This window comes from Fangia hongkongensis FSC776 = DSM 21703 (assembly GCF_000379445.1).
Classification (GTDB): domain Bacteria; phylum Pseudomonadota; class Gammaproteobacteria; order Francisellales; family Francisellaceae; genus Fangia; species Fangia hongkongensis.
In genome coordinates this window covers 1-13,761 of record NZ_KB902244.1, presented here as the reverse complement: position 1 = coordinate 13,761, position 13,761 = coordinate 1, and the positions used below count along the sequence as shown (strand labels likewise).

At 37.6% G+C, this 13,761-nt stretch carries 13 protein-coding genes, 3 rRNA genes and 1 pseudogene; 3 read left to right on the top strand and 14 right to left on the bottom strand.

Annotated elements, in window-relative coordinates; genetic code table 11:
• Positions 1–96: 96 nt before the first annotated feature.
• From A37Q_RS0104145 to rrf (A37Q_RS0104130), 4 genes are all read right to left on the bottom strand, one after another.
• Positions 97–906, bottom strand: a complete 810-nt coding sequence (locus A37Q_RS0104145; RefSeq protein ID WP_018299013.1) for a methyltransferase domain-containing protein — start codon at positions 904–906, stop codon at positions 97–99.
• Positions 907–985: 79 nt separating this feature from the next.
• Entirely contained in the window at positions 986–1,669 is a 684-nt protein-coding gene (locus A37Q_RS0104140; protein WP_018299012.1) for an ABC transporter ATP-binding protein, read from the bottom strand.
• Positions 1,662–2,912 (bottom strand): lipoprotein-releasing ABC transporter permease subunit, encoded by a 1,251-nt coding sequence (locus A37Q_RS0104135; protein ID WP_018299011.1) that lies wholly within the window; start codon positions 2,910–2,912, stop codon positions 1,662–1,664. The genes A37Q_RS0104140 and A37Q_RS0104135 overlap by 8 nt, the downstream gene beginning before the upstream one ends.
• A gap of 103 nt (positions 2,913–3,015) precedes the next feature.
• Positions 3,016–3,130, bottom strand: a 5S ribosomal RNA gene (gene rrf, locus A37Q_RS0104130).
• A gap of 215 nt (positions 3,131–3,345) precedes the next feature.
• Between rrf (A37Q_RS0104130) and A37Q_RS0104125 the strand changes: the two genes are divergently transcribed.
• Positions 3,346–4,566 carry an amino acid permease gene (locus A37Q_RS0104125; protein ID WP_018299010.1) on the top strand — a complete coding sequence of 407 codons (1,221 nt, stop codon included), beginning with the start codon at positions 3,346–3,348 and terminating at the stop codon, positions 4,564–4,566.
• Positions 4,567–4,580: 14 nt separating this feature from the next.
• Here A37Q_RS0104125 and A37Q_RS0104120 read toward each other — a convergent pair whose 3' ends face one another.
• Positions 4,581–5,468: a 2-hydroxyacid dehydrogenase gene (locus A37Q_RS0104120; RefSeq protein WP_018299009.1), complete on the bottom strand. Its 888-nt coding sequence runs from the start codon at positions 5,466–5,468 to the stop codon at positions 4,581–4,583.
• 58 nt (positions 5,469–5,526) lie between these two features.
• A complete protein-coding gene (nudE, locus tag A37Q_RS0104115) occupies positions 5,527–6,093 on the bottom strand; it encodes an ADP compounds hydrolase NudE (RefSeq protein WP_018299008.1) in 567 nt (188 codons plus the stop codon).
• A gap of 131 nt (positions 6,094–6,224) precedes the next feature.
• Here nudE and A37Q_RS0104105 point away from each other — a divergent pair, with 131 nt between their 5' ends.
• On the top strand, positions 6,225–7,412 hold the full coding sequence (locus tag A37Q_RS0104105; RefSeq protein WP_018299006.1) for an MFS transporter: 1,188 nt from the start codon (positions 6,225–6,227) through the stop codon (positions 7,410–7,412).
• On the opposite strand, the gene ispD is transcribed toward A37Q_RS0104105, so the two are convergent.
• The 4 genes and pseudogenes from ispD to A37Q_RS0104085 all read right to left on the bottom strand — a co-directional run bounded on the left by ispD (position 7,409) and on the right by A37Q_RS0104085 (position 10,486).
• Positions 7,409–8,101 (bottom strand): 2-C-methyl-D-erythritol 4-phosphate cytidylyltransferase, encoded by a 693-nt coding sequence (ispD, locus tag A37Q_RS0104100; protein WP_018299005.1) that lies wholly within the window; start codon positions 8,099–8,101, stop codon positions 7,409–7,411. The two genes, A37Q_RS0104105 and ispD, sit on opposite strands and share 4 nt — an antisense overlap.
• A gap of 1 nt (position 8,102) precedes the next feature.
• Positions 8,103–8,420, bottom strand: coding sequence for a septum formation initiator family protein (locus A37Q_RS0104095; RefSeq protein ID WP_018299004.1), 318 nt, complete (start codon positions 8,418–8,420; stop codon positions 8,103–8,105).
• Between the two features lie 178 nt (positions 8,421–8,598).
• Positions 8,599–9,951 (bottom strand): annotated as a pseudogene (gene eno, locus A37Q_RS0104090) (phosphopyruvate hydratase); the annotation flags it as partial.
• A 112-nt stretch (positions 9,952–10,063) separates the two neighbouring features.
• Entirely contained in the window at positions 10,064–10,486 is a 423-nt protein-coding gene (locus A37Q_RS0104085; protein WP_018299002.1) for a hypothetical protein, read from the bottom strand.
• A 118-nt stretch (positions 10,487–10,604) separates the two neighbouring features.
• Here A37Q_RS0104085 and A37Q_RS0104080 point away from each other — a divergent pair, with 118 nt between their 5' ends.
• Positions 10,605–11,666, top strand: a complete 1,062-nt coding sequence (locus A37Q_RS0104080; RefSeq protein WP_018299001.1) for an AI-2E family transporter — start codon at positions 10,605–10,607, stop codon at positions 11,664–11,666.
• Between the two features lie 12 nt (positions 11,667–11,678).
• On the opposite strand, the gene mutT is transcribed toward A37Q_RS0104080, so the two are convergent.
• The 4 genes from mutT to A37Q_RS0104060 form a co-directional block, all read right to left on the bottom strand.
• Positions 11,679–12,086 (bottom strand): 8-oxo-dGTP diphosphatase MutT, encoded by a 408-nt coding sequence (mutT, locus tag A37Q_RS0104075; RefSeq protein WP_018299000.1) that lies wholly within the window; start codon positions 12,084–12,086, stop codon positions 11,679–11,681.
• Positions 12,087–12,123: 37 nt separating this feature from the next.
• On the bottom strand, positions 12,124–13,197 hold the full coding sequence (locus A37Q_RS0104070; protein ID WP_154648616.1) for an aldose epimerase family protein: 1,074 nt from the start codon (positions 13,195–13,197) through the stop codon (positions 12,124–12,126).
• 307 nt (positions 13,198–13,504) lie between these two features.
• Positions 13,505–13,619, bottom strand: a 5S ribosomal RNA gene (rrf, locus tag A37Q_RS0104065).
• Between the two features lie 39 nt (positions 13,620–13,658).
• Positions 13,659–13,761, bottom strand: a 23S ribosomal RNA gene (locus A37Q_RS0104060); the annotation flags it as partial.

Here is a 13,761-nt window from a genome sequence, read left to right as displayed (position 1 = left end):
ACGCCTCAGCAAGTTAGGGATATTCTACCATTGCTATCAACATTTTAAAGAGATTACCTTCAAAATTATCGCGATTTGCCCCAGCCATTAAGAAAACTACACTACTTTTTGTGCAACAATCTGCATCATTGGAACGTAAAAAACGGGCTCATCCTTACAGCTAACTAGTTTCTTCATCTGTATATATAAATCATCAAACTCACTTTGATTTACTGCCTTCTTTCTAAGGAGCTCATCTCTATGCATATCCAGCCATTGCGTTAAAATACTTTTCTCCTCTTTTAGCTTTAGATTTGTCTGTGAAATATGTTGCACGATCACCTTAAAGCCATATTTCTCTACATACTCTTTTAACTTTTCAGCAATATCTAAACTAACGGCTAATTTCCCACCTACATCCATAATTCGTTGAAAATTAAGCTCACCCCACTTCATTAAAATGCTATTCGTAGGAAGTTGACCTGTATAGCGAATTAATGGTTCTTCTATCACCATAAGCCCACCTACTTTAAGACTAGAAATAAATGAACTAATGCTGGGAAATGGAGCCTTCAAATGATGTAGTACTGCTCTTATGTAAAGTCGGTCAAAACTAAAGTTAGGTTTATAAGTTGTAATATCTTCTGGGTAAATATCAATATTAGTAAAAATCGAGCTCTTGACTTGATTTTGTAGATACTCAGCATAGCGCTCTTCTCTTTCAAAACAGCGTAAGCTACCTTCATTTAACAGCTTTTGTGCAATCATAAAGCTTGCACCACCCACGCCAGAGCCAAGCTCAACAACATCAAGACCGGGATAAAAAAACTGATCGATAATTGTGGTGCTTGTCCTGTTAAAAACATTTGATTGTATTTTTAAGCGGTTAAATTCACCTTCTGAAGAGCCCAAATAATACTCATCCATTTCTCACCTTCCTTATGTCAATATCAGACAAATCAAAACAACTTGGGATATAACTTTAGACTAGCCTACTCACCTAAAATTACAACACTGCTAACTTTGCATTCTCAATAACATAGATTTTATCCATTTTCGCTGCCAACTGTTTATCATGTGTCACGACAATAAAGCTCACGGAAAATTCTTGGCTTAGTTTTTCAATTAATTCCAGTATTTTTTCAGAGTTATGGCTATCTAAATTACCCGTTGGTTCATCTGCTAACACACAACTTGGCTTGGTAACAAGTGCTCTTGCAATTGCAACACGCTGGCGCTCGCCACCTGAAAGTGCAGCAGGTTTATGATAAAACCTATGAGATAATCCAACCGCATCCAACATCTCCTTTGCTAAAATAGTGTTGTCACGCTTTGTTGTTTTTGGGCGCATCATCAGCGGCATTAGAACATTATCAAGCGCATTAAACTCAGGCAGCAAATGATGGAACTGATAAACGAAACCCAAATGCCTATTTCGCATCAAAGCTCTTTTATTTGCCGATAAATGATCAAATCGCTTAGCATTTAAATAAATTTCACCCTTATCTAACTTATCAAGCCCACCCAACAGGTTCAGCAATGTCGTCTTGCCAGAGCCTGACAGCCCTAAGATCGCCACTTTCTCACCTTGATTAAGATGAAAGCTCACATTATCAAGGACTTGAATGGTGCTTTTACCATCTTGATAACTCTTAAATACATGCTCACAACTTAGTACATAATCACTCATAACGAAGCGCCTCCACCGGTTGAACACGAGAAGCACTCCAAGCAGGATAAAGCGTTGCTAAAAAGCTTAACACAAGCGCAGCAATGCCGACATGATAGATATCAGACCAAACTAATTTTGATGGAATAAAATCAATTTGATAAACACTTGGACTTAAAAACTGCACATGAAAGATCACTTGTATCCAATTCACAATTTCAGTAGCATTAAGCGATAGAACAATGCCAAGTACTATCCCTAAAAGCGTGCCAATTACACCAATAGCAAGACCTTGAATAATAAAGATCATGATAATCTGCCTTGATGACATGCCCATTGTCCTTAAAATAGCAATATCTGAACGCTTATCAGTTACCACCATGACAAGTGAGGACAGAAGGTTGAAAATAGCAACTGCAATAATCAAAAGCAAAATAAAAAACATCATTGTTTTTTCCATTTGAAGCGCTTGGAAAAAGCTTTTATTTTCATCTGTCCAATCTCGCGCAATAAAAAAATCTGGCAATACCTTAGCGTTTAAATAATACTTCACAAATGGCGCCTGATAGATATTATTTACTCCTAATTGAAGTGCGCTCACAGCATTACCCATTTGTAGTAATTTGGCTGCATCTTTAATATTAATAAGCGCATAATAGCTATCGTATTGGTAGCTTACTGAAAAAATGCCTGACACGGTAAATTGCTTTAATCTTGGCACCATCCCCGCTGGTGTCAGATTGGCCTCAGGCACGATAACTGTCACCTTATCACCTATCCCAACACCTAAAGATTGTGCTAAATACTTTCCTAATATAATGTTAAATTTCCCAGATTGAAGAGAGCTTAACTTTCCTTGTGTTACATGCTCAGAAATGGGAACAACTTCATTTTCATATTTTGGGTCAATGCCCTGTAGTGCGGCAAAGGCATTTGTTCCATTTGCTGAGAGCATTCCCTGCCCTTCAATTACTGGCGCTGTCCCTGTAATTTCTTTTGACTTTTCTTTCAGGTTATTTGACAGCTCTTGCCAATCGTAAAGCTTGCCACCAGCTTGATACACTTTCACAGGGGGAACCATCATTAAGATTCGATCTTTTATTTGCTCATCAAAACCATTCATTACCGACATAACGGTAATCAACACAGCAACACCAAGTGCAATTCCAACAAACGAAATGGCAGAAATAATCGAAATAAATTGATTTCTTTTTTTCGCACGCAAATATCTAAGTCCAATAAATAGTGGTAAAGGACGATACATTAAACTAAAGCTCTATCTATCTTGAATGATGGAATCATAACACAAATTCGTTGTATCAAGTGAAATTTAATCTGGAATTCTAACTCGATTGAAAAGATGAAAAATCTGACGATGACTTACTTTCACATGGCGAATGCCACACTATCATCAGCGCTAAATTGTTTCACTTCTGAGTTCGAAATGGAATCAGGTGGTGCCAACTTGCTATTATCGTCAGATGCAGGCCATTGTAACTTAAAAATTGAAAAAATCTAGCATTAATTTTACTTTTATCGCTTTATCCAAAAAAATATCATTTACCGCATAGCCCACCCTATTGAAACAAAAAATAGTCAAAATATAGGACAAAAAAAGCATTTACGCTTGCATGTTTTGAGTTTGCTTATATTATAAATGTTTTGTATTTGATACTCTCTTAAAAAGGACGACTTTCATGACTGCCAATGCACACAACAGCTTTGCCAAGCAACTTGGCTGCACTATGATTGTGACTGGAACAGAAATTGGCGCCGGTATTTTGGCACTCCCTATTATTACCGCCAAACTCGGCTTTTTAATTAGCAGCGTTATTATGGTAATAGCTTGGCTAATTATGACTTATACTGCGCTTTTAATTGCGGATATATCACTCTCTATGCCAAAAAGCTCAAGCTTTGCCTCCATTGCAAAAAAAACACTTGGAATGCCTGGCGCAATTATTGCATGGATAAGTTTTGTCCTTTTAATGTATTGTATCTCGGTTGCCTATATATCAGGAGCATCTTCTGCATTTCACTCGCTGACTCAAAGCATCTCGCAAAATGCTTGGTCTTTAATATTTGTGGTTGTTTTTGGACTGATTGTCACTATAGGCGTAAGCGCCGTGGACTTTATCAATCGAATCTTGCTCAGCGCTAAGCTAATATTTCTTGTCATCGTCTGCTTTTTATTTTTGAAGCTTGTATCTATCACAAATTTAACCGCAAGCCCAATTGCCCTTGGTAGCAGCTTAATGATTGCAGTGCCTGTTATTATCACCTCATTTACCTCACACATTATCGTGCCCTCTTTAACTGAATACTTAAATAAAGATGCAAAGGCACTTTTTCGTGTTATCTTTTTTGGCAGCCTCATCCCGCTTATTTTGTACTTTTTATGGCTTATTTCTGTGTTAGGAGTACTACCCCTTCATGGGCCTGTGAGCTTCATGGGATCCATTTTTAACCACGTTAGCGTTGAATCTGCAAATGTTGGCGATATTCTATCTGCCTTACACGAAAAAATTACCACCTCAATGGCGACTATTAGCTTAAATATTTTCACTGATATATCAGTCATGACTTCTTATCTTGGCGTGAGTCTTGGCTTATACCATTTTAATATTGATAGCTACAAATTAAACAAACTTAACATAAAGATGAAAACTGCTATCGCAATTTTATTGACGTTTGTTATTCCTCTTTTGGTGAATCTATTAGATCCAAACTTATTTATTAGCGCTATTGGCTATGTCGGCGTTTGTATTGCTGTGCTCCTTCTTATGATGCCAGCTGTGATTGCATACAAGCTCTCACGCCAAGGGCACGAGTTTCACTATAGAATCAGCCGCATCCCCCTTTTTTGGGCAATTGCATTTATTGCGGGCATTGTTATCATCCTAATACGTTTTGCTTAAAATACGAATCTAGATCAATTTTTCTGATAAAAGCTAACCACATTGTCTATAGCAATATTGGCTTTTCTAATGAGCGCCTCTTTTGTGTTAAACCCAATATGAGACGTTGCGATAACATTATCAAACCCAAGGAGCGGTTCATTATTAATTGGTGGCTCTTGATTAAACACATCAAGCGCAGCCCCGGCAATCACTTTATTTTCAAGCGCCCAGATCAATGAGTCATGATCAACGATAGGACCTCTTGCACAATTAATTAAAAAAGCGGTTGATTTCATTTTTGAAAGTAATGGCTGATTAATCATCCCTTTAGTCTGCCCATTAAGCGGCACATGTAAAGAGATATAATCTGATTGAAAAAATAGCGCCTCCAAAGCTGCATACTCATCGCCGTGATTATAAGGAAGAATATTCATCGAAAAGGCGCGAGCCAATACTTCAAGCGCTTTACCTATATGTCCATAACCAACAATCCCAAGCGTCTTACCATGAAGCTCACTGCCCGTATTACTCAGCATCCCGGCGCGAATGCCTGTATTATTTTGCGGGATCCTTCTTGCCAATGAGACCATAAGTCCCATCACCAGCTCTGAAACAGCAATACTGGCATATCCTGTTGCATTGGTTAAATGGATGCCTCTAGACTTAACTGCCTTGCTATCAACATGATCCACCCCAGCAAAAGCAACTGAAATCATCTGAAGCTTTGGTAGTGCCATAATAACTTTAGAAGACAAGACTCGATAAGTTAACAGTATCACTTCAAAGTCCTGCAATGTTTCAATCAAAAGATCGTCTGATGCTTCTTTTAAATCAAACTCATGAACTTCAAATTGAAAGAGCTTTTCTTTGATCACCTCAAAAGGCTGGCCAATAGGCTCTATGATGGCAACTTTTTTCATTTTAACATCCAATTATCTTCGATGACTTCTAGCTTAGTCAAGATTAAGCGAAATAAAACTAACCGCTCACGCTTTCTAAATGATTTTTCCAAATAAATAAAAGCGCAGCAAAACTTCTACATTCAATAAACTTAGGATTCTCAATTAGTGCATCAATTTGTGAAAGTTTACACTTTACAACTTCTAAAGGTTCTGGCTCGTCACCTATCAATGATTTCTCGCTTAAACCTTCTGCTTTAACAATAGAAATATGATGACGCATATAGTTGGGAGATAAATACACATCTTTTAAAAAAGTATATTTCTCTGCGCTAAATCCAACTTCTTCCATAAGCTCTCGATCAGCTGCTGCAAAGAGCTTCTCTCCACTATCGACCGCACCTTTTGGAAAACTCAAAGTATAATCCTCAACTCCCACCGAATACTCTTTTACCAATAAAAAAGTCTCATCATCTAACATTGGAACTATCAAAACAGCTCGGTGTAACGCCGTTGTTGGTCCAACTCGCTCATAAACACGCTTTTGACCATTTGAAAAAGTTAGATTTATCTCTTCAATACAAAATAGTCTTGTTTTTGCAATCACCTTTTTCTGGTCAATAGCCGGTGGATTTTTAATAGTCATATGTTATTTATTCAGGAAAGCATGTCTCATTATGCATCTTATTTATTCGCCTTGTAAATACTTATTAAAAGCTTTATTTCCACAAAAAATAAGCTATCATAGCCGCACAATAAACTTGGCAATCACTGGCTATGGCGCAATTTGACAGAAACTTCTACCGCATTTTATTTTTGATCATTATCTTAACCGCGGCAGGACAAATGACAAACACGATCTATGTTCCAGCTTTGTCACAAATGGCCGAAGAGTTCTCAGTTAATGCAGGCAGAATGCAAGCAGTTATTGCGTGCTATCTTTTCCCATACGGCCTTTTTCAATTTGCCTACGGCCCCTTGTCAGATTACTTTGGCAGAAAACCACTGATTTTAATTGGTATTGCACTTTTCACTTTAGGTTCATTGATCGCTCTTTTTGCAACGCATTTTGCCACTTTACTTCTAGCAAGCTTTATTCAGGGGTCAGGCATTGCAGTGGCAGGTGTGATGGCAAGAACCGTGATGCGTGATTTATACTCTGGGCGAGCACTTCATAGCGCCAATAGCCTTATGGCAATTGCCCTTATCCTCGCACCATTACTAGCGCCAATTTTAGGGGGTTTTTTCACTGATCTATATAGCTGGAGAGTTATTTTCTTATTCTTAAGCGCTTACGGTATCGCCCTTCTTATCATTCAAATGCTCTTCTTTCAAGAGACCAATTTATATAAAGGCATAAAGGGCAGCTTTTTGCAGAAATATAAAATTGTTCTATCCAACCCAAATTTTATGCTTAATTTAATTTTATTGATTGTAGCAAATGGAGGCATTGCGATATTTGAAGTGAGCTCAGGCGCAATTTTCACATCCATATTACAACTCTCACCAGCAACTGCAAGCTTTCTATTTATTATTCCTTTACCATTTTATATGATTGGAAGTTTTGTTGCTGGGAAGCTTGCAAGATTTTATACATTGGATCGCTTATTGATCATAGGCTGTTTAGTGTTAATTACCAGCGGCATTTTCATGGTTGGTTTTTATTATCTCATTGGTGTTGAATTACTTGCGATCATCTTACCAGGATCAATTTACTTTTTTGGCTGTGGCATTATTTTTCCAACAGCAACAACAAAAGCATTGGAAGCATTTCCGAACATTGCTGGAACAGCGGGTGCTGTTCTTGGTGGAACTCAAAATTTAGGCGCCGGTATTTTAACTGCACTTAGTGCGTTAATTCCACTTCATAGTCAATTACCACTTGCGGTCATTCTCTCAGCACTTGCTATTAGCGCACTTGTTGCCATTAGAATGCTCCCGGCAAACCCGCAAGATAATAGCTAGAGCGTCGACAAAAAATAATTTGCTAGAACCAAATCCTCTGGAGTGGTAATTTTAATATTCCTTCTATCACCTTCAATGACCATTGGCTGATGATCGAGCGCTTCAATGGCAGATGCTTCATCTGTCACTTTAATATTGTTATGAAGACAGAAGTAATATGCCATCAATAAGGTTTTATAGCGAAACACTTGAGGTGTTTGCGCAAGGTATATTTTCTCTCTATGTAAAGTCTTACTGATATAACCCTTATCGTTAACTTCTTTTACTGTGTCAATTGCCTTTGTGGCTAAAATGCCACCAATAGATTTCTCAACGACAACGCTGGCATATAACCTTCTAATATCATCAAGTGAAATACATACCCGTGCAGCATCATGCACAAATATCCAATCATCATCCTCAGCAATATCTTTAATACTAATTAATGCATTTCTAACACTATCAGAGCGCTCTTCACCGCCATAGCATAATTTAATACGCTCATTTTTTGTATGGATTGAATGCTTCCAATAAGTATCACTACGATTAACAGCAATAATCAATGTGTCAAAAAAAGGACTCTCAAGCAGCCTTGCTATCGTCGTATCAAGCACCGTCATCCCATTATCCAATAACAAATACTGCTTGGGCTTTTTAGCATGCATTCTCGAGCCAATTCCACTAGCCGGAATAATCGCAATTCTTTTCATACTAAGTTTCTTTTAATGATACTGTGGCAATTTGGTTTTTTGGAATAAATTGATAGAAAACTTCACCGGCTTTGATAAGCCCTAAGTTTTCTCGAGCCATTCCTTCGAGCACTTCATTACTATGGCGAAGCGATAGAATCTCAGCATATAGTTTGTCATTACGCAGCTTTAGCTTTTGATTTTGTGATGATTCTAGTGCCACTGACTGGCGTAAGCTTTTCATGGAAAAATATCCACTTTTGCTCCACCAAAAATCATATTGTAGCACGCAAATAACAAGCACTAAAATCGCAATGAACAAACTATAACGTATGCTCATTTTATTTTGATGCTTTCTCTTCAGGTTCCACTGTCACAGCGCTATCTGCTTTTTCTTGCTTTACATCTTCGATAACAATTTCGATATTTTCTTGTATTGCTTCTTTCTTTTCCTTAGCTGGCACATCTTCACCACCAACAGTAGAAGCATTATTTTGAGAATCATTTTGCGTTTTACCCACCTTTACTTCTTTTGCTTCATCAACAATGACTACCTCTTCAGTAGTCACCTCTTCTTCAGCTACATCAAGAAAGTTAAATGCTTTGATCCCTGGGTATATTGCATTGTCACCAAGCTCTTCTTCAATGCGCAAAAGCTGATTATATTTAGAAACACGATCAGATCTGCAAAGCGATCCTGTTTTGATCTGGCCAGCACCTGTTGCGACAGCTAAATCAGCAATAGTTGTATCTGATGTTTCACCAGATCTATGCGAAATAACACAAGTATAACCTGCCTCAGCTGCCATAGCCATTGCTTCAAAAGTTTCACTTAGACTACCAATTTGATTCAACTTAACCAAAATAGAATTGGCAATATGCTTTTCAATACCTTCACTTAGGATTTTGCTATTTGTGACGAATAGATCATCCCCAACAAGCTGGACTTTTTTGCCTAGTTTTTCAGTTAACAACTTCCATCCATCCCAATCATTCTCAGCCATACCATCTTCAATCGAAATGATTGGATATTTATCTACCCATTGTTCAAGGTATGCAACAAATTCTTTTGAATCCAGTGTTTTATTTTCAGAAGCAAGTACATATTTACCATCTTTATAAAACTCGCTACTTGCCAAATCAAGCGCAATATACACTTCTTCACCTGCTTTGTAGCCTGCTTTTTCAATTGCTTTTAAGATCATTTCAATCGCCACTTCATTAGATGGCAAATTAGGCGCATAACCCCCTTCATCACCAACACCGGCAACGTTATAACCTGATTCAGCCAATACTTTTTTAAGCGTATGGAAAATTTCACTTCCCGCACGAAGTGCTTCTGAGAACTTCTCAAAACCAATCGGCATAATCATAAACTCTTGCATATCAACATTATTATCAGCATGCTCACCACCATTGATCACATTCATCATTGGCACGGGCATAATATACTCTTTTGAGTTCATTAAATAACGATAAAATGGCTTTCTTAAATGTGATGCTGCTGCTTTTGCACAAGCCAATGACACAGCCAAAATTGCATTTGCACCCAATTTTTCTTTATTCTCGGTACCATCAAGTGTCAGCATTGTCTGATCGACAAGTCTTTGATCCAATGCATCGATACCAATAAGCGCATCTTTAATTGCGCCATTAACATTGCTAACTGCTTTTAATACACCTTTGCCCAAGTATACCGACTTATCACCATCGCGTAGCTCTAGTGCTTCTCTTGTTCCAGTAGAAGCTCCAGAAGGCACCGCTGCACGGCCAAAAGCGCCCGATTCTAAAATTACATCAGCTTCAATTGTTGGGTTTCCACGTGAGTCTATAATTTGTCTTGCGACAATATTAGCAATGCTTGAGATCATAATTAGTTATATCCTAGGTTATTTTTGCAAAAAAATACTGCCGACAAGAATACCAATATTCTCCTTAAAAAGGTAGTTATTCCATCAATATCCTGTGATTTTGTCGATTGTTTTATTCATGCTGTGCTTTCTTGGAAAGCTTTGCAATGACCCTTGCGATGATAAATAAACTCACAATCAGGAACAAATAGGCCGATCCCCATGCCAATAAAGTATACATCCCATTAGGGAATGACCCCGTTTTAATATGTAAAAATATCTGTGCGCAAGCAACATCAATACCAAGGATAATGAGAAAAATAGAAATCAAAAAATGAAGTGTAATCGAGTCAATAATAAGCAAAATCCCAAGTATACCAAGGAGCGTTCTTTGTGTTTGACAATAAGGGCACACGCCCACTAAACCATAAAGCTCCATAACCCAAGTAATAAGGCATACAATTACTAAAAAAGCGCCAAAGATACGATGCCACTGATAACGATTACTTGTCCGGTACAACCAAGCAATTCCATCACCACCTTGATATTTATGCATACATAACACTCCATGCTATCGATATATCATACTATTAAAGCTAGAAGGCATAATTCACTTTGTCAAAACTTATTAGTTTCACTACACTGTTAGCAATAACGCTTTATAAAAAACACCTATGCCTAAAATCAGCAAGACCATTCCTGTTATCTTATATATTGCCATTATTCTTCTTACTATATGGGTACTTTACCCCTACATTAAAATTGCACTTTGGGCGATTATTATTTGCATCTCTGTTTGGCCTTTTTACACTTGGTGGGAGAAGGCACTTCAGCATCGGCGAAAGATAGCAGCATTAAGTTTCACATTACTAGTTGCTGTCATTATTCTTCTTCCATTATTTTGGGTACTGTATGTTGGTATTAATGAGCTTATTAACCTTGGAGTTTTCTTATCACATGCCCAAGAAAACCAGCTCAAGATTTCGCCAACTCTGGCACATTTACCTTGGATCGGCCCCCATTTAAACTCATTATGGGAACAGTACATTTTAAATCCTGATAGCTTAAAATCACTTGCATCCAAACTGACTTTGCCTTATGAACAAGCCAGTGAAATTGCGGCTATTGTCATTCGCCAAAGTGTGCATTTTTTATTAATGCTGTTGATCATGTTTTTTATCTTTTTAAATGGCGCTCGCCTCTCTGATTCTTTTAAAGAGATTAATAAGGCTTATGCTTCCAGTTTTTCTACCTATTTTGAAAAATCAAGGCTCGTGATTAGAAGCGTACTTGATAGCATGATTTACACTGGTATTGGAACAGGCATTGTCCTTGGTATTTTTTATTATATATTTGCCTTGCCTTATCCAACCTTTTTCGCAATCTTTACCGCCCTTGCCACAGCTATTCCATTTGCACTTTTAATTGTGCAGGTGATTATTTTTTTGATTATGCTTGTTCAGGGAAACCTTGTTGCCGCTATTAGCGTGCTGATTATTGGTTTTATTATTTCAACCATTGTTGATAACTGGATTCGCCCAGCCATTATTGAAAAATATGTTAACATGCATTTTTTAGCTGCTGTTTTTGGCGTGCTGGGAGGCATTGAAGCATTTGGTTTTATTGGTATTTACCTTGGACCTGTCATTATGATGCTGCTTAGCCTTCTGTGGCAAGAGATTGTTAGCAATGCAAAAACAAAAAATCAACAAGCAAACCCAAAACCCCTTACCTAGCCCCAGAGTCTATCAAGAGACTTTATAACGCTGACATAATAAATCAATAATCTCTTTATTTGCTTCCAACATAGGAAAATCATGTAACTCATCAAAACCAACTTCTTTTAAAGCTTGCCCTTCTTTTGCATAGGGAATGCCCTCAAAAGCAGATACAATAAAAAAAGCAAGATCAATCACTTTGTCATTATACTGATGTTGTTTCGTTGTAAAGAGCATTGCTTCAGTTAACATAATGCCAATTTCTTCATATAATTCACGCTTTAATGCTTCCAGAGGCTGTTCTTCTTTTTCAACTTTTCCACCTGGGAACTCCCAAAACCCGGCAAGCTCTTTTCCATGTTGGCGCTTTGCGATCAAGAGTGATTTGTCATTTTCATTGACAACAATTCCCACAACCACTTTTGTTATTTTACTCATCTACTTATCCTATTTAATGTTTCAATATTCAAGTTTATTAATGTATTGAAAAATGAAAACTTGTATAGTTCTCCCGCTCAGAATGCGCTGGAATCACAATACTTTCAAACCCTTGATGATGAATAGCATCAGGCGGATACTGTGTTTCTAAACAAACGGAGCTATAGGGAGTATACTCTGTAGCATCTTTCCCTGTTATGCCACTTAAAAAATTTGCAGTATAAAGCTGCAAACCCGGACAGTCAGTTCTCACAGTCATTTCAATACCACTTTTAGATGAATATAAGCTTGCACAAGGTTTAGCACTAGCGTGCTTGTCAAAAACATAATGAAAGTCATACCCCGAGGCCTTCAAAAGTAACGGATGCAACTGACAGGATTCTTCATTTACTAGTAACTGCTTACGCTCGAACCTCAAACATGAATCAAGGCTTTCAAACCCCCCTGTTGGAATCAAACTATCATCAACTGCCAAGATCTTAGAGGAGTTGATAGACAGCCTATGGTTTTTAAGCCCTTGTTGTATATTTCCATCTAAATTAAAGTAGCTGTGATTGGTCAAATTTGCAACAACTGGCTGGTTATAAGCTATCACCTTATAAAAGACACTCAAAGCCCCTTCCGTAAGAATATAAGTCACCTTAATCGTCAAAGGTCCCGGCAAACCCCCATAGCCATCTTCAATATTAATTGAGTAGCAAATTTCAACTTGATTTTGACCTTCCACAAGCTCCACTTGCCAAATTTTATCACTCAATTTGCCAATATGAAGTGCATGACCATCAGCATTTTGTGCTAAAAGGTATTTATTGCCATTTAAAGTAAACGTGCCACCTTTAATACGATTTGTTACGACCGCATGTACCACACCTAGTGAAGGCGTATTTCTATATAGATAGCTCTCTAAATCATCAAAGCCAAGGACAATATCCTGCCAGCAACCATCTTTATCTTTTACCAGCAAGGACTGCACCGCTGCACCAATATTTAAAAACATTCCTTGAATAGAAGGAGAGCTAATATGTGTTATAACAACAGCCTTTCCATCAATGAGTTGTGTATCGTTATCTGATTTAAACATCAAGATCATTAGTAAGATAGTTTGCTTCACATTAACAAACCCTCAAAACAAACTCAATATTAAATTCTTTCTTATCCCAACGAGACTGCTATTAGGTATTAGATTAAAGTATTTCTTTAAGACACGGCACACCCAAATAAGTGTGGCACCCAAATATGATTTGGTGCTATTAACGTATAATTAATATTTTGTTGTGTAGTGTAGTGTTTATGATGTGCTTATTGTGTTATTCTTTTGTGATTGAATATAGAGTTTTCACATGGAGAATCTTACTTGATTCTAGTATATTTTTGTTTTTGCTATTGAATAAATAATGAAAGCCTGCTGGCTTGGAATAACTTGGCGGTGACCTACTTTCACATGGCGAATGCCACACTATCATCGGCGTAACTGAGTTTCACTTCTAAGTTCGAAATGGAATTAGGTGGTGCCTCAGCACTATTACCGCCAAAACTTTTAAGCATAAAGCTTTAACAATCTATCATAGAGTAATAACCAAGTCTCTCGGGCAATTAGTACTGGTTAGCTTCATACATTACTGCACTTACACATCCAGCCTATCAACGTCGTAGTCTTCAACAACCCTTTAGGGGA